Source organism: Chromobacterium aquaticum (assembly GCF_021129195.1).
Lineage (GTDB): Bacteria > Pseudomonadota > Gammaproteobacteria > Burkholderiales > Chromobacteriaceae > Chromobacterium > Chromobacterium aquaticum.
Window position 1 is genome coordinate 1 of record NZ_JAJOHW010000106.1, and the last position, 15126, is coordinate 15126.

General features: G+C 65.8%; 19 protein-coding genes. 8 read left to right on the forward strand and 11 right to left on the reverse strand.

What is annotated here, in order from left to right:
• The 7 genes from LQT98_RS16455 to LQT98_RS16485 form a co-directional block, all read left to right on the forward strand.
• The coding region (locus LQT98_RS16455; protein ID WP_231463615.1) for an ABC transporter permease subunit at nucleotides 1-322 on the forward strand (322 nt) is incomplete at its 5' end.
• A gap of 55 nt (nucleotides 323-377) precedes the next feature.
• Entirely contained in the window at nucleotides 378-1208 is an 831-nt protein-coding gene (gene tauD / locus LQT98_RS16460) for a taurine dioxygenase (RefSeq protein ID WP_231463617.1), read from the forward strand.
• Nucleotides 1209-1430: 222 nt separating this feature from the next.
• Entirely contained in the window at nucleotides 1431-2105 is a 675-nt protein-coding gene (locus LQT98_RS16465) for a CsgG/HfaB family protein (RefSeq protein ID WP_048408146.1), read from the forward strand.
• Nucleotides 2106-2287: 182 nt separating this feature from the next.
• Nucleotides 2288-2644, forward strand: a complete 357-nt coding sequence (locus LQT98_RS16470) for a DUF4810 domain-containing protein (RefSeq protein WP_048408147.1) — start codon at nucleotides 2288-2290, stop codon at nucleotides 2642-2644.
• A gap of 11 nt (nucleotides 2645-2655) precedes the next feature.
• Entirely contained in the window at nucleotides 2656-3315 is a 660-nt protein-coding gene (locus LQT98_RS16475) for a DUF799 domain-containing protein (RefSeq protein WP_231463619.1), read from the forward strand.
• A 183-nt stretch (nucleotides 3316-3498) separates the two neighbouring features.
• A complete protein-coding gene (locus LQT98_RS16480) occupies nucleotides 3499-4323 on the forward strand; it encodes a S1/P1 nuclease (RefSeq protein WP_231463620.1) in 825 nt (274 codons plus the stop codon).
• A gap of 49 nt (nucleotides 4324-4372) precedes the next feature.
• Nucleotides 4373-5470 (forward strand): AAA family ATPase, encoded by a 1098-nt coding sequence (locus LQT98_RS16485; RefSeq protein ID WP_231463622.1) that lies wholly within the window; start codon nucleotides 4373-4375, stop codon nucleotides 5468-5470.
• Between the two features lie 92 nt (nucleotides 5471-5562).
• Here the strand turns inward: LQT98_RS16485 and LQT98_RS16490 are convergent, their stop codons facing one another.
• From LQT98_RS16490 to LQT98_RS16500, 3 genes are all read right to left on the reverse strand, one after another.
• On the reverse strand, nucleotides 5563-5997 hold the full coding sequence (locus LQT98_RS16490; RefSeq protein WP_048408150.1) for a lysozyme: 435 nt from the start codon (nucleotides 5995-5997) through the stop codon (nucleotides 5563-5565).
• Between the two features lie 522 nt (nucleotides 5998-6519).
• Entirely contained in the window at nucleotides 6520-7341 is an 822-nt protein-coding gene (locus LQT98_RS16495) for a class I SAM-dependent methyltransferase (RefSeq protein WP_107801461.1), read from the reverse strand.
• A gap of 83 nt (nucleotides 7342-7424) precedes the next feature.
• Nucleotides 7425-8351, reverse strand: coding sequence for an alpha/beta hydrolase (locus tag LQT98_RS16500; protein WP_231463623.1), 927 nt, complete (start codon nucleotides 8349-8351; stop codon nucleotides 7425-7427).
• Between the two features lie 433 nt (nucleotides 8352-8784).
• Between LQT98_RS16500 and LQT98_RS16505 the strand changes: the two genes are divergently transcribed.
• On the forward strand, nucleotides 8785-9156 hold the full coding sequence (locus LQT98_RS16505; RefSeq protein WP_231463625.1) for a hypothetical protein: 372 nt from the start codon (nucleotides 8785-8787) through the stop codon (nucleotides 9154-9156).
• A 182-nt stretch (nucleotides 9157-9338) separates the two neighbouring features.
• Here LQT98_RS16505 and LQT98_RS16510 read toward each other — a convergent pair whose 3' ends face one another.
• The 8 genes from LQT98_RS16510 to LQT98_RS16545 form a co-directional block, all read right to left on the reverse strand.
• Nucleotides 9339-9920 (reverse strand): GNAT family N-acetyltransferase, encoded by a 582-nt coding sequence (locus tag LQT98_RS16510; protein ID WP_231463627.1) that lies wholly within the window; start codon nucleotides 9918-9920, stop codon nucleotides 9339-9341.
• A gap of 5 nt (nucleotides 9921-9925) precedes the next feature.
• Nucleotides 9926-10471, reverse strand: a complete 546-nt coding sequence (locus tag LQT98_RS16515; protein WP_231463629.1) for a cysteine hydrolase family protein — start codon at nucleotides 10469-10471, stop codon at nucleotides 9926-9928.
• Nucleotides 10472-10703: 232 nt separating this feature from the next.
• The gene (locus LQT98_RS16520; protein ID WP_231463632.1) at nucleotides 10704-11582 is read right to left on the reverse strand and encodes a phosphoribosylaminoimidazolesuccinocarboxamide synthase; all 879 of its coding nucleotides are present in this window, start codon (nucleotides 11580-11582) and stop codon (nucleotides 10704-10706) included.
• The gene (locus tag LQT98_RS16525) at nucleotides 11579-12265 is read right to left on the reverse strand and encodes a DNA alkylation repair protein (RefSeq protein WP_231463635.1); all 687 of its coding nucleotides are present in this window, start codon (nucleotides 12263-12265) and stop codon (nucleotides 11579-11581) included. The genes LQT98_RS16520 and LQT98_RS16525 overlap by 4 nt, the downstream gene beginning before the upstream one ends.
• Nucleotides 12262-12681: a VOC family protein gene (locus LQT98_RS16530; RefSeq protein WP_231463637.1), complete on the reverse strand. Its 420-nt coding sequence runs from the start codon at nucleotides 12679-12681 to the stop codon at nucleotides 12262-12264. Before LQT98_RS16530 ends, LQT98_RS16525 begins: the two co-directional genes overlap by 4 nt.
• A gap of 39 nt (nucleotides 12682-12720) precedes the next feature.
• Nucleotides 12721-13851, reverse strand: coding sequence for a 5-(carboxyamino)imidazole ribonucleotide synthase (locus LQT98_RS16535; RefSeq protein WP_231463639.1), 1131 nt, complete (start codon nucleotides 13849-13851; stop codon nucleotides 12721-12723).
• Entirely contained in the window at nucleotides 13851-14339 is a 489-nt protein-coding gene (purE, locus tag LQT98_RS16540; protein ID WP_231463641.1) for a 5-(carboxyamino)imidazole ribonucleotide mutase, read from the reverse strand. Before purE ends, LQT98_RS16535 begins: the two co-directional genes overlap by 1 nt.
• A 102-nt stretch (nucleotides 14340-14441) precedes the next feature.
• A partial coding sequence (locus tag LQT98_RS16545) for a CPBP family intramembrane glutamic endopeptidase (RefSeq protein ID WP_231463643.1) occupies nucleotides 14442-15126 on the reverse strand: 685 nt, incomplete at its 5' end.

Below are 15126 nucleotides of genomic sequence, written 5' to 3' on the forward strand. Positions count from 1 at the left end.
GGCGCGGCTGCAGGCGGCGCGCTCGCTGGGCGCCAGCCGCGGCCAGCTGCTGCGGCTGGTGGTGCTGCCCAGCGCGCTGCCGGAGATCCTGACCGGGCTGCGCATCGGCCTGGGCGTGGGCTGGTCCACCCTGGTGGCGGCGGAGCTGGTGGCCGCCACCCGAGGCCTGGGTTTCATGGTGCAGTCCGCCGCCCAGTTCCTGGTCACCGACGCGGTGATCGCCGGCATCCTGATCATCGCCTGGATCGCGCTGGCGCTGGAATTGGGGCTGCGCTGGGTGGAGCGGCGCTTCGCCGGCTGGGCAGCACCGGAACGTTTTTGAGCGAGTTTTCGATTTCTTGGATTTGGTTTCCGCCGCGCGGATAAGGAGCACATTCATGAGCCTGCAACTGCAAGCCATCAGCCCGGCCCTGGGGGCCATTGTTTCCGGCGTCGATCTGAGCGCGCCGCTGTCCGGCGCCGAGCGCGACGCGATCGAGGCGGCGCTGCTGCGCCACCAGGTATTGTTCTTCGAGAACCAGCTGCTGACGCCGCGCCAGCAGCGCGATTTCGCCGCCCGCTTTGGCGATCTGCACCTGCATCCGGTCTACCCGACGGTGGCGGAGCAGCCGGAAATCATCGTGCTGGACACCCATGTCGACAATCTGCCGGACAACGACAACTGGCATACCGACGTCACCTTCATCGCCACCCCGCCGCTGGGCGCGGTGCTATCGGCGCGGCAGTTGCCGGAGGTGGGCGGCGACACGCTGTGGAGCAGCAACAGCGCCGCTTACGACGCCTTGTCGCCGGCCTTGCGCTCGCTGCTGGACGGACTCAGCGCCGAGCATAGCTTTGTCCACTCCTTCCCGGAAAGCCGCTTCAAGGACACGCCGCAATACGCGCGCTGGCAACAGGCCAGCCGCGACCATCCGCCGGTGGTGCACCCGGTGGTGCGCACTCACCCGGTCACCGGCCGCAAGGGCCTGTTCGTCAACGAGGGCTTCACCACCCGCATCCTGGAACTGGCGCCGCGCGAGAGCGATGCGCTGCTGGCGCTGCTGTTCGCCCATGCCGCGCGGCCGGAATTCACCGTGCGCTGGCGCTGGAAGGAACACGACCTGGCGTTCTGGGACAACCGCGTAACCCAGCATTACGCGGTGGCAGACTACCTGCCGCAGCGGCGGGTGATGCACCGCGCCACCATCCTGGGGGGGCGGCCTTATTGAGCCGGTATCCGCCCTCCAGACTCACCCGGCCATGGCCGGGTTTTTTCATGCCCTTGGTCTGGCGGTGTGCCGCAGCGGCGCTGGGGGCCGCTTACAAGCACTGGCTACACTTGGCTCAGCGCACATAAGCCATTGCTGTTTTGGCATAAATTGCGTCGACCCCGCGCGAGACGATAAGTATGATATTTGACTTTCTGTGTTGGATGTATTGAGAGAATAACAATGAAGATCGCAAAGAAATGCCTGGTACTCGCCATGGCGGCGGCCGCGGGGCTGAGCGGCTGCGCGACCGAAAGCTCGCGCGCGCTGACGGTGGCCCAAGTGGAAACCGCCGGCAAACCTTATGCCGGCCCGCGCTCCCCGATCGCGGTGGGCAAGTTCGACAACCGTTCCAGCTATATGCGCGGCATATTCTCCGACGGCGTGGACCGTCTGGGCGGCCAGGCCAAGACCATTCTGATCACCCATTTGCAGCAGACCAACCGCTTCAATGTGCTGGACCGCGACAATCTGGAAGAGATGAAGCAGGAAGCCGCGTTCAGCAAGCAGGCGCAGGCGCTTAAGGGCGCCACCTATGTGGTGACCGGCGACGTGACCGAATTCGGCCGCAAGGAAGTGGGCGACCACCAGCTGTTCGGCATCCTCGGCCGCGGCAAGCAGCAGATCGCTTACGCCAAGGTCAACCTCAACATCGTCAAGGTGGCCACCTCGGAAGTGGTGTACTCCACCCAGGGCGCCGGCGAATACAGCCTGTCCAACCGCGAGATCATCGGCTTCGGCGGCACCGCCAGCTATGACTCCACGCTGAACGGCAAGGTGCTGGACCTGGCGATGCGCGAGGCGGTGAACAAGCTGACCGCGGCGATAGATTCCGGCGCCTGGCAGCCGGGCAAATAAAACTCGCTAACAAAAGCCCTGATCCCGCGTTGCGCCTCCGACGGCTACCGCCTGCGTTGGCGCGTGTTGGCTCAGCATCTCCGCGAGGTTTGGTTAGCGGCGCTAAGCGTTAAGCAAGCCTCGCATGATTGCAGGACGGGCCTTGCGGCCCGTCCGCGCTAGCTATTGCAAGATTGAACATCATGACACACAAGATGGCGAAAACGCCGCTATTGGCGCTGGCCCTGCTGGGCGGCGCATTGTTGACTGGCTGCGCCAGCCAAAGCTCGCTGTACCAGTGGGAAAGCTACCAGCCCCAGGTGTACCAGCACTTCAAGGGCGCGGCGGCGGAAGAGCAAGTGACCGCGCTGGAGCGCGACCTGCAGAAGATCCGTTCCAGCGGCAAGACCCCGCCGCCGGGCTACCATGCCCACCTGGGCATGTTGTACGCCAGCCTGGGCAAGGACGATCAGATGGTCCAGCAGTTCCAGACCGAGAAGCAGCTGTTTCCTGAATCCGCCGCCTATATGGACTTCCTGCTGAAGAAGGCCAAGAAGTGAAAGACCGCACCATGATCAAACGCATTGCCCAATGGCTGGCCTGCCTGGCCATCGCGGCGCTGGCCACCGGCTGCGCCACCTCCAAGCCTTACGACTACACCGCTTACAAGCAGAGCCGCCCGCGCTCCATCCTGGTATTGCCGCCGCTGAACGAATCGCCGGAAGTGGCGGCCAGCCACAGCATGCTGTCGCAAGTGACCATGCCGCTGGCCGAAGCCGGCTACTACGTGCTGCCGGTGGCGCTGGTGGACGAAACCTTCAAGCAGAACGGCATGAGCACGGCTTCGGACATCCACGGCGTGGCACCGGCCAAGCTGAAGGAAATCTTCGGCGCCGACGCCGCGCTGTACGTGACGGTGAGCAAGTACGGCACCAGCTACAGCGTGATCAGCAGCGACACCATCGTGTCCGCCAGCGCCAAGATGGTGGACCTGAAGACCGGCGCGGTGTTGTGGACCGGCTTCGCCTCCGCTTCCAACAACGAGGGCAACAACAATAACTCCAGCGGCCTGGTCGGCATCCTGGTGACCGCGGCCCTGAAGCAGATCATCAATACCGCCACCGACGCCAGCCACGATGTGGCCGGCATCACCAGTCAGCGCCTGCTCAGCACCGGCCACGACGGCGGCCTGTTGTACGGGCCCTATTCTCCGAAGTACGGCACCGACTGATATCTTCCCTCCAAAGACAGCAGCAAGCCCGGCAGCGCCGGGCTTTTTTTATGGGCGCGAGTTTATCTTCAGTTGAAATGATAATGGCATCTTAATTTAATGGATTTCGGGTAATATGCGTTCGCCATATCAGCGGCGGCATTCCGCCGGCCGCGGCCCATCACAATCAGAAGAGAAACCGTCATGAAGAAACTCACGCTTGCCATGCTGCTGTCCGCCTGCGCGCTGCCCAGCACCCAGGCGCTGGCCTGGGGCCAGGAAGGCCACCGCGTCACCGGCTACATCGCTCAACAGCTGCTCAGTCCGCAGGCCAAGGCCGTGGTCAATCAATTGATCCCCAATGCCGATTTCGCCCAGCTGGCGCTGTACATGGACCAGCACAAGCAGGAGCTGAAGCAGCAACTGCCGGGCTCGGATAAATGGCATTACAACGATGAGCCGGTGTGCAACGGCGTGGAGGAGGACGACTGCCCCAATGGCAATTGCGCGTCCAATCAGATCGAGCGTTACAGCAAGGTGCTGGCCGACAAGAGCGCCGGCAAGGCCGCTCGCGCCCAGGCGCTGACCTTCCTGATCCACATGATCGGCGACATCCACCAGCCGCTGCACGCGGCGGACAACCATGACCGCGGCGGCAACGACGTCCGCGTGCGCCTGGCCGGCAGCAGCAAGGTCAGCAATCTGCATTCGGTATGGGACACCGCGCTGGTGCAGCAGGCCTTGAACGGCGCCAATGAGCAGAGCTGGGCGGCGCAGGACCTCAAGTACTACGCGCGCAACATTCCGGGCTGGCAGAGCGGCAAGGCGATGGACTGGATCAATGAATCCAATCAGTACGCGCGCAGCGAGGTTTACGGCCCGCTGTCCAATTTCAGCTGCGGCCAAGCGCCCAGCGATGTGGCCTATCTGGACCGTACCTACCAGACCGCCGGCGCGCAGCTGATCAAGCAGCAGCTGGCCAAGGCCGGCGCGCGCATCGCCATGGTGATCAACCAGGCGCTGCAGTAAAACGGCGCGCCCGCGCTAGAATGGCGGCTCCGTCGTCACCGGAGCCGCCATGTCCATCCACGAGCTCAGCCTCAAGGGTTTCCGTTCCATCCGCCAACTGCGGCTGGCGCTGGAGCCGCTCAATGTCGTCGTCGGGCCCAATGGCTGCGGCAAATCCAATCTCTACAAAGCGGTGCGCCTGCTGCACGAGGCCGCCTGCGGCCGCCTGTCCGCGGCATTGGCGGAAGAGGGCGGCATCCAGAAGGCGATGTGGGCCGGCGGCTTGCGCCGCGGCGACCGCAAGGGCGAGCCCAAGCGCATGGTGCTGGCGGCGCGGCTGGCCGATTGCGACTACGAATTGCAACTGGGCTACCCCGAACCCAGCCGCAGCCTGTTCTCGCTGGACCCATTGGTGAAGGAGGAGACGTTGTGGCTGGCCGGCCAGGGCCGCCGTCCCTCGGCCCAGGTGCTGGAGCGGCGCAATCAGAGCGCCTTTCTCACCAGCGTGGACGGAGTCAGGACCACCTATCCCTTGGGCCTGCAGGCCGAGGAGTCGGTGTTCGGCCAATTGGCCGAGCCGCATCTCTATCCCGAGGTGTCGCAAGTGCGCGAGACGCTGCGGCGCTGGCGCTTCTATCACGAATTCGCGGTCTGGCCCGGCTCGCCGCCGCGCGCGCCGCAAGTGGGCATCCGCTCGCCGGTGCTGGCGCACGACGGCGGCAACCTGGCGGCGGCCTTCCAGACCATTGTGGAGATCGGCGACGTCGAACTGCTGCGCAGCGTGCTGGCCGACGCGTTTCCGGACAGCGGCTTCCAGGTGGAGGCGCTGCATGGCCGTTTCCAGATATTGATGCAGCGCGACGGCATCCTGCGGCCGCTGGAGGCGGCCGAATTGTCCGATGGCACCTTGCGTTTCCTGTGCCTGGCGGTGGCCTTGCTCAGCCCGCGCCCGCCGGCCTTCATGGCCTTGAACGAGCCGGAAAACAGCCTGCACCCGGACCTGTTGCCGGCGCTGGCGCGGCTGATCGCCGAGGCCGGCCGCCACAGCCAGCTATGGGTGACCAGCCATTCACCGCGCTTGGCGGAACTGATCGCGCGCCACCGGCCGCTGCGCCGTTTCATGCTGACGCAGCGCGATGGCGAGACGGTGCTGGCGGATGAGGATTGAGCCGGGGCCGCGAGCTTTTCCGGCTGTGCGCGACATGCAAAAAAAAGCCCAAGCGTTCAGCTTGGGCTTTTTCCATGGTGCAGACCGCCTGCTCAGACCGGCTGCAGAAACAGCGCCTGCTCCGCCGCGCGGCGGCGGGTGAGGCCGGGCAGGACTTTGCCGCCGGCCTTGTTCCAGCGCGGAAACTGGGCGGCGGCGCCGGCGTAGTCGCGCTGATTGAGCAGGCGCAGCAGGGTGGAGTTCTGCAGCGAACCCAGGCCCAGGTTGTAGCTGAAGCTGACCAGCGCGTCGAACTGGTTCTGGTTCAGCGGCACCTGGGCCAGCCGGGTGACGCCGGTTTCGAAGCGATTCAAATCGCGCGCCAGCAGCGCGTCGGCCTGGGCCTGGGTGATGACCAGGCCCGGCGTCACGTCCGGACCGGTGTGGCCGTAGCCTATGGTCCAGACGCCCACCGCGTCCTGGTAGGCCTTGAGGCGCAGGCCTTCGAATTGCTGGATCAGTTTGATGCCGTTGGCGCTGATATTCATGTCGGGCTCCTGTGGAAAGGGCCCCCGGCGGACGCGGAGAGACGCTCGAAAGAATCTGAGGCGGGAGGAGAAGCGGGCGGGGGCGGGACCGGCCGCGCGGGGCGGTCCGGGTGCGTCGTCCCCATTATGCTCAGGGCCCGGAAACGGGCCGAGGCGACGGGTGTCAGTGGCGTAGTTGGACCTGTTTACGATATTTTGAGTTTTGAGTCCGCTACGCGGATGATGATTTAGGGCCGGTTCCGCCCGGCAAACGGAAAGGGGAATTTGCGCGGCCAAATTCCCCTTTACCCCAAAGGCCGCCCTGCAAGCCTGGCCTACGGCTTCCCGCCGGTTCCCGCCAGGCCCGAGGCGCGGCTGAACTCGCGATTTGCTAGCGTCAAATCGCTCGAACAGGCAGCCGCTTAAGACCTCGGGCCTGCCACCCGTCGGCAGGCTTGAAGGGACCCGGGGCGCGTCGAATACATGGTTTCCTACGTATCTAGCAACGGTTAACCACATCTACAAAAGATCGTAAACAGGTTCTTAGTAAACGAAGCGCTCGCGCAGGTCTTCCAGGTTCAGCTCTTTCAGAATCGCTTCCTGGCGTTCGCGCGCGCTGTTTTTGCGCTGGCCGGTGTACTTGGCGATGATCAGCTCGTTCTTCATCGAGTGTTCCCAGCCCACCAGCTCGGTGACGGTGAGCTGATAGCCGCGCGCTTCCAGCTGCAGGCAGCGCAGCACATTGGTCAGATGGCTGCCGAACTCGCGGGTGTGGATGGGGTGGCGCCACATCTCGGACAGCGGAGTCAGGCCGAAGCTCTGGTTTTTCTTCTGGCGCAGCACGCCGGCCACTTCCGCCTGGCAGCAGGGCACCAGCACGATGTAGCGCGCGTTCTTGGCCAGCGCGAAGCGGATGGCGTCGTCGGTGGCGGTGTTGCAGGCGTGCAGCGCGGTGATGATGTCCACCTGCTCCGGCAATTGCTCCGAGGTGATCGACTGTTCCACGCTCAGGTTCAAGAAGCCCATGCGTTCGAAGCCGAGGCGGGCGGCCAGCTCTTGCGAGCGGCTGACCAGTTCCGGCCGGGTTTCGATGCCGTAGACGCTGCCGGCGGCCTTGTCCTTCAGGAACAGGTCGTAAAGGATGAAGCCCAGATAGGATTTGCCGGCGCCGTGGTCGGCCAGGCTCATCTCGCCTTTTTCCGCCAGCACGTCGGCCATCAGCGGCTCGATGAACTGGTACAGGTGGTAAACCTGTTTCAGCTTGCGGCGGGTGTCCTGGTTGATCTTGCCGTCGCGGGTCAGGATGTGCAACTCTTTGAGCAGTTCCAGCGATTGCTGTGGTTTGATCTCGGGAATCAGGCTCATGGCGGCCTCCTGCGAAAAACGAATCGCCGGATTTTAGTCCAATTCGCGCCGGCGTGCTTGGGCGCTGGTTTCAATGCTCCTGTCTAACTGGCCGGCTGCGCGCTGATCCGCTCCAGCCAGCGCAGCATGTCCTGCTCCACTTCCACGCGGTTGGTTTCGTTCAGCATTTCGTGGCGGCCGCCGGGGTAGACCGTGGTCTGCACATCGAGCAGGCCGGCCTCGCGGTAGCGGATTTCCAGCTGGCCCAGACCCAGCTTGCCCAGGCTGACCGGGTCGCGGCTGCCGGCCAGCAGCCAGACCGGACAGCGGCGCGGCAGGCTGTCGCCGCTCGCCTCGCCGCGTTCCATGGCGATGATGCCGCCGAACAAATCTATCCACAGGCCGGGGCAGGGGTCGAAGCCGCATAGCGGGTCCGCCAGGTATTTGTCCACTTCCGCCGGGTCGCGGCTCAGCCAGTCCATGCCGGTGCGGGCGGGCAGAAAGCCCAGGTTGAAGCTGCCGAAAATCAGCCGCGCCAGCAGCCGGCTGGGGCGCTCCGGGCTGCCGCAGCGGGCCACCAGCCGCGCCAGGCCGCGCAGCAGCCAGGCCAGCGGCCGCTGGCGGTAGCCGGTGGCGGACAGGACCAGGCCGGACAGCGCCGCGCCGTGGCGCAGGAAATAGGCGCGGGCGATGAAGGAGCCCATGCTGTGGCCGAACAGCGTCACCGGCAGGCCGGGATGACATTCGGCGGCGTGGCGGCGCAGGGTGTCCACGTCGGCCACCACCTTGTCCCAGCCGCCGTCGGCGGCGAAATGGCCGCGCAGCCGCGGCGCGGCGCCGTGGCCGCGGTGGTCGTGGGCATAGACGGCGTAGCCAGCGCCGGTCAGCGTTTGGGCGAAGCGGTGGTAGCGCACCGCGTATTCGCTCATGCCGTGGGAGATCAGCACCACGGCGCGCGGCGCGCCGTCCGGCAACCAGCGGGCGGCGTGCAGGATTTCCCCGTCGTCGGCGTTCAGATGGAAGGTTTGCATGGTGTTGAGCCCTTTTATGGCCTGTTTTGACTGCGCCGCGGCATCAGGGTTGCGGCGAAGCGGCGGCTTCACAGCAGAACATGGCGCAAGGATGCTGGCAAGCGCTATCCAAATGTCCTGGCGCTGGTGCCGTCAGCGGGATGGGGAGCCTGGGTCGGCACGCTGCCGGACCCACCGCGCTTGACCAGACCCGGCGAGGTGGGCACCATGAGCCGCATGCCGTTTCATACAGCGCGGCATCAGGAATGGAAGCCTGAATAGAATCGGGGGATATCATCCCAATGCCACGCTATAGCTACGCCTATCAGGGCAGGTTATGGCAGGGAGGCCTTTGGCCTGCTGGCTCCGATTCGCCTGCCTTCCAACCCTGTCATATGCCTGCCCATCGTGATTGGAAGCGGGATGGCAGGCTCATTTTGGATCGGAGCCCGTCATGCCACTATTGTCAGTTCTGTCCCTGCTTTCCAAACCGCCTCCGTCCAAGGAGGCCGCTGAACCCTCAGCCGCCAGCCCGGCTGTCAGCCGTCTGATCAAGACCGTCAAACATCTGCAAGACCAACGTTCGGAAAATGCCGCGCTTGCCGCCATTGATCCGGCTTTGCTCCATTTAGCCCGCTGCTGCCAGCATTACGACGATATCGCCGAAGAGCTGCGCCAATGCCATGAGGCCTTGGGCGCGCTGCTGTTGATGCTGCGCCACACCGAAAACGCGCAAGTGCGCGGCAAGGCGCTGTGGGCCTTGCTGGAGCCCTTGCAGCAGCGTTTACAGGGGGCAACGGAACATCTGGAGACGGTGACGTCCTGAATCCGTGCGCCTGGCCAGCGGCCGGATAGCGCGCGCTGAGAACCTGTTCAAAGTCTGCTGCGCTTCGTGAAGCCTTGCACGGTGAGTACAAGCTCAAAATGCTCATGTACCACTTGTACATTCCGCTTTTTCGCTCGTTTTCGCCTTGTCTCGCCCTGGCTCGCGAGACTTTGAACAGGCTCTCAGGCCAGCATGTGTTCCGGGTCGAAGTCCGGATTCAGCCGCGCGCTCAGCACATGGTCGCGCCAGCCGCCGTTCAGGTAGAGGTAGTTCTTGGCGTGGCCTTCGATCTCGAAGCCCAGGCGCTTGAGCAGGCCGGCGCTGCGCAGATTGTGCGGCTGGTAGTTGGCCTGGACCCGGTGCAGCCTGAGGGTGTCGAAGGCGCAGCGGATCACCGCTTCCAGCGCTTCGCGCATCAGGCCCTGGCCTTGGCAGTGCTGGTCCAGTCCATAGCCCAGGTGGCAGGACTGGAAGGCGCCGCGGCTGATATTGCTGAGGCCGATGCTGCCGATCACCCGTTCCGGCTCGGCGTGCAGCGTCAGCAGGAAGCGGCCGCCGCGGCCTTCTTCCCAGTCGCGCGCGCGTTGGCGTAGCTGCATGGTCCAGTACAGCTCGGTGAAGAACATGTCGCCGGGCTTGGGGTCCCAGGGTTCGAAGTGCTGGCGGTTACGGACGTGGAAATCCAGCATCGCGCGCGCCTGCGCCGGCTGGGCCGGCAACAGCAGCAGGCGCGGCGTGCTGAGGGTGGGTTGGGCGATGGGCATGCGGATCAGGTGTTGGCGGGGAAGGCGATCTCGGCCGCCGCGCGCGTCAGGATGGGCACGCCGAAGCTGCCCAGCTTGGGCAGGGTGGCGTTTTCATGGGCGCGGATCTGGGCGGCGCTGGCGTGGTCCTTGTCGTGGGTGGTGTGCGCGTCGCTGGCCAGGATGATGGCGTAGCCGTGGGCGGCCGCGCTGCGGGTGGTGGTGTCGATGCAGAATTCGCTGGCGTAGCCGGCGATCACCAGTTGGCCGACGCCCCATTGTTGCAGTTGCTGATGCAGGCCGGTGCGCAGGAAGGAGTCCGGCGTGGTCTTGCGCAGGTAGTGATCGTCCGGCTGGGCGTCCAGGCCGCGGGCCAGCTGCCATTCCGCCGAGCCGTGGGTCAGCGGCGCGCTGGCGCGTTCGTGTTGAACCCACACCACCGGCGTTCCGGCCGCGCGCGCGGCGGCGGCCAGTTGATTGAGGCGGGCGATGACGGCGTCGGCCTGGTCGGCGCGGGGTTCGTGGTCGAACATGCCGCTTTGCACGTCGATGATCAGCAGGGCGGTTTTCATCGGGGTTTCCTGTCGCGGGATTGAGTCGCCAATGTCATATGAAACGGCTTAAAAAGCAAGCCCCGCCGAGGCGGGGCTTAGGTTGGTACTTAGAACCTGTTTACGATCTCGCGAGCTAAGGTGAGACAAGGCGAAAACGGCTGAGAAAGCGGAATGTACGCGTGGTACATGAGCATTTCGAAGTCTTTTTCAACGCCGTATCGCCGACGCGCAGCAGATCGTAAGCAGGTTCTCAGGCGGTCAGCCTGTCCAGCGCTTCCTTATACTTGGCCGCGGTCTTCTCGCGCACCTCCAGCGGCACCGTCGGCGCCGGCGCCTGCTTGTTCCAGCCGGAGGCTTCCAGCCAGTCGCGCACGAACTGCTTGTCGAAGGACGGCGGGTTGCCGCCCGGCGCGTAGCTGTCCGCCGGCCAGAAGCGGCTGGAGTCCGGGGTCAGCGCCTCGTCCATCAGCGTCAGCACGCCGTTTTCGTCCAGGCCGAACTCGAACTTGGTGTCGCAGATGATGATGCCGCGGCTGGCGGCGAATTCGGCGGCGGCGCGGTAGAGCTTGATCGCGGTGTCGCGCACCTGGGCGGCCAGTTCGGCGCCGACGATGTCCTCGCAGCGCTGGTAGCTGATGTTTTCGTCGTGGTCGCCCACCGCCGCCTTGGTGGACGGGGTGAAGATGGGCTCGGGCAGCTTGTCGGCCTCGCGCAGGCCGGCCGGCAGCGCCAGGCCGCAGACGGTGCCGCTCTGGCGGTATTCCTTCCAGCCGGAGCCAGCCAGGTAGCCGCGCACCACGGCTTCGATCGGCACCGGTTTCAGGCGCTTGGCCACCACGGCGCGGCCGGTCACTTGCGGCAGGTCGGCGGCGGAGACCACGTCTTCCGGTGCGTCGCCGGTCAGGTGGCAGGGCACCAGCTCCTTGAGCTTGTCGAACCAGAAGTTGGAGATGGCGGTGAGGATCTGGCCCTTGCCGGGAATGGGGTCGTCCAGGATCACGTCGAAGGCGGACAGCCGGTCGGTGGCGATCATCAGCATGCGCTGGTCGTCGATCTCGTACAGGTCGCGGACCTTGCCGGAGTAGATTTTCTTCAAGCTGGTCAGTTGGGTGGTGTTGAGTCCGGTCATCGGAAATCCTCGGTGGAGCGGGCAATGTGTTTCAAGGCTTCGCGCCGGCTGAGCCCGGATAGCGGCGTGGCCGCGACAAAGGCGCGCACGGCGTCGGCGTCGGTGTAAGCGTATTCGCGCAAGGCCCAGCCTATGGCCTTGCGAATGAAGAATTCGGCGTCGCCGGCATTGGCGGCGCAGTAGCGGAACAGGCGTTCGGCGTCGGTGTCGGTTTTCCAGTACAGCTGGTGCAGGATGGCGACGCGGCGCAGCCAGAAGTCGGCGTCGCCACTGAGCGCGTCCATATCGTGTTGCAAGTCCCGGTGTCGGCGTACCAGTGTGCCGACCACCCAGGCGGCCAAGCCGTCCACGCAGTCCCACCAGGGCTTGGCGGCGGCCAGCGTCAGCAGCCGTGGCAGGCTGGCGGCGGGCAGTGTCTCGGCGCGCGCGCTGAGCAGGTCCACCGCCGCGTATTGGAATTCGCGTTCCGGTTGCCGCCACAGTTGTTCGGCCAGCTCCAGGCAGTATTCCGCGGTTTGGGTCTTCAGCGCGCGGACCCAGGGCGTGGACACCTTGCGGCGCGCCGGCGTGGGCACGCCGAGAAAGTCGAACTGCCCGCGCATATAGGCGCGCATCGGCGCGGCCTTGCCGGGAACGGCGGCGGCGCTCAGTCCGGCGCGCAGCGCGGCGATGTCGGCGTTCATTCCGGCGCCTCGTCGAAGAAGCGCATGCCGGCGTAAGGGCGGGCGCGGCAGGCGGCCAGCCGCGAGGCCAGGCTGCCGACGTGCAGCTCGAGCTGATGGCCGTCCGGGTCCAGGAAGTAGAGCGAGTCGCCCTCGCTGCGGTTGTCCCGCCATTGACGGACGCCGGCGGCGGCCAGGCGCTCGCGCCAGGCCGGGAAGTCGGCGGCGTCCACGCCGAAGGCGTAATGGGTGTAGCCGGGGGCTGGCGCGGCGGTCGGGTCCAAGGACAGGCACAGCCACAGGCCGCCCAGGCTCAGATAGCCGCCGCCGTCCCAGCGCGCGTGGGGCTGGCAACCCAGGGTGAGGGCGTAGAAGTCCCAGGCGCGCTCCAGATCGCGCACCGCCAGGGTCAGGTGATTCAGTCCGTTCAGCTTCATGGCGAAAAAATGGCGAAGCCGGAAAGCTTCGCCATGCGCTTACAAGGTGTCCTTCAAGGCCCGGGCCTGATCCAAGGCTTCGTCGGCCGTGGCCGCCATCACATTGAAGTGGCCCATCTTGCGGCCGGGGCGCGCGCTTTTCTTGCCGTACAGATGCAGTTGGGCGTTGGGCGCTTCCGCCAGCACGTCCCAATTGGGCTGGGCGCCGTTGTCCTTCCATACATCGCCCAGCAGATTGACCATCACCACCGGGCTGAGCAGGTCGGTGCGGCCCGGCAGCAGGCCGCACATCGCGCGCACCTGTTGCTGGAACTGGTCGGTCAGACAGGCGGTGAGCGTGTAATGGCCGGAGTTGTGCGGCCGTGGCGCGATTTCGTTGACCACCAGGCTGTCGTCGGCCAGCACGAAGAATTCCACCGCCAGCACGCCAACGTAGTCCAGCGCCTCGGCCAGCCGCAGCGCCATCGCTTGCGCTTCGGCCGCCAGCGCCGGCTTGATGCGCGCCGGCACGATGGATTCGTCCAGGATGCCGTCGGCGTGGAGGTTTTCGGCCACCGGGAACACCGCGCTCTGGGTGGCGCTGACCCGGGTGACGATGGCGGACACTTCCAGTTGCAGGTCCAGCATTTTTTCCAGCACGCAGGGCTGGCCGCCCAGATTGGCGTAGGCGGCGCGCGCCTCGGCGGCGGTGCTCACCCGCACCTGGCCTTTGCCGTCGTAGCCCAGGCGCGCAGTTTTCAGGATGCCGGGCAGATAGGGCGCGAGTTCGACCTGGATGTCTTCCACGCTCTGGATGGCCAGATAGGGCGCGGTGGGCAGGCCGGCCTTGGCGATCCAGGCTTTTTCCACGATGCGGTCCTGGGCGATGGCGACGCAGTCGCCGGACGGGGACACGCGGGTGGTCTTGGCCAGCAGGCGCATCGCGTCGGCGTTGACGTTCTCGAATTCAGTGGTGACGGCGGCGCAGCTCTTGGCCAGGTCTTCCAGCGCGGCCGGATCGTTGAACGGCGCGCACAGGTGGCGGTCGGCGAACTCGGCCGCCGGCGCGGCTTCGTCCGGGTCCAGCACGGTGACGCGGTAGCCCATGGTCTTGGCGGCCACGGCGAACATGCGGCCCAGTTGGCCGCCGCCCAGGATGCCCAGCATTGCCGGGGGCAGGATGGCGGCCATTATTCGATCTCCGGCAGGGTCATCGCCAGCACGGTTTCTTCTTGCTTGCGGCGGAAGGCGAGCAGTTGTTCCGCCAGTTCCGGGCGGGTGGTGGCCAGCATGGCCACGGCGAACAGCGCGGCGTTGGCGGCGCCGGCCTCGCCGATGGCGAAGGTGGCCACCGGGATGCCCTTGGGCATTTGCACGATGGAGAGCAGCGAATCCTCGCCGCGCAGGTATTTGGACGGCACCGGCACGCCCAACACCGGCACATGGGTCTTGGCGGCCAGCATGCCCGGCAGGTGGGCGGCGCCGCCGGCGCCGGCGATGATGGCCTTCAGGCCGCGCTCGGCAGCGGTTTCTGCGTATTGGAACAGCAGGTCGGGAGTACGGTGGGCGGAGACGACGCGGGTTTCACAGACGATGCCGAAGTCCTTGAGCACGCGGGCGGCGTTCTGCATGACTTCCCAATCGCTGTTGCTACCCATCACGATGCCGACTTCAATCATGGCGGAGAAGCTCGCTGGTTGAGGCTAAAGCCGGGATTTTACCCGATTGGGGCCTGCTGCCGTTATGGTTTTTTATTTTGACATCAAGGTACTTAGGGCATATCACATCAGCCGCGGATAAGTGAACAGAATCAGGTGCACAGCGTTGAAGGCGACATGGGCCAGCGTCGCCCACAAGACCTGGCGGGTGGCGGCGTAGACCAGGCCGTAACCCAGGCCGGCCAGGGTGGCGAGACCCACCCAGACCCAGCCGCCGGCGACGTGGACCAGGCCGAAGGCCACCGCGGCCGCCATCAGGGCGGGAAAGGGTTCGGTGCGCAGTTCCAGCCAGCGTTGCAGGCCGGCGCGGAAGAAGGCTTCCTCGGCCAGCGAGACCAGGAAGAAGTTGGCGAACAGCCAGGGCAGCAGCCAATGCGGCCACTTTGGCGCCCAGGCGATGACGCCGGCCACGCTGGCCAGGCCCAGCACGACCAGCAACAGCAGCGCGCCGACGCCGGCGGCGGCCACGCCCCAGCGCCGCTGCGGCTGCGGGCTGGCGGCCAGTACCATCAGCAGCAGCCAGCCGGCGGCGCCCTTGTCATAGCTCCAGTACAACCGGTAGGGCGCGCTGTCCGGCGTGCTCAGCCCTTGCCACAGCAGCGGGTTGTTGAAGCCGGGCAGCGCGTGCAGCGCCAGCGCCAGCAGCAGCGCGATCCAGACCAGCCACAGTTCCGGCCGCCGATAGTGGCGCGCGGCCAGGCTGACGCCGAGGGCGGCGGCGAGCGCGACCGCGCCCAAGGGCTGCACC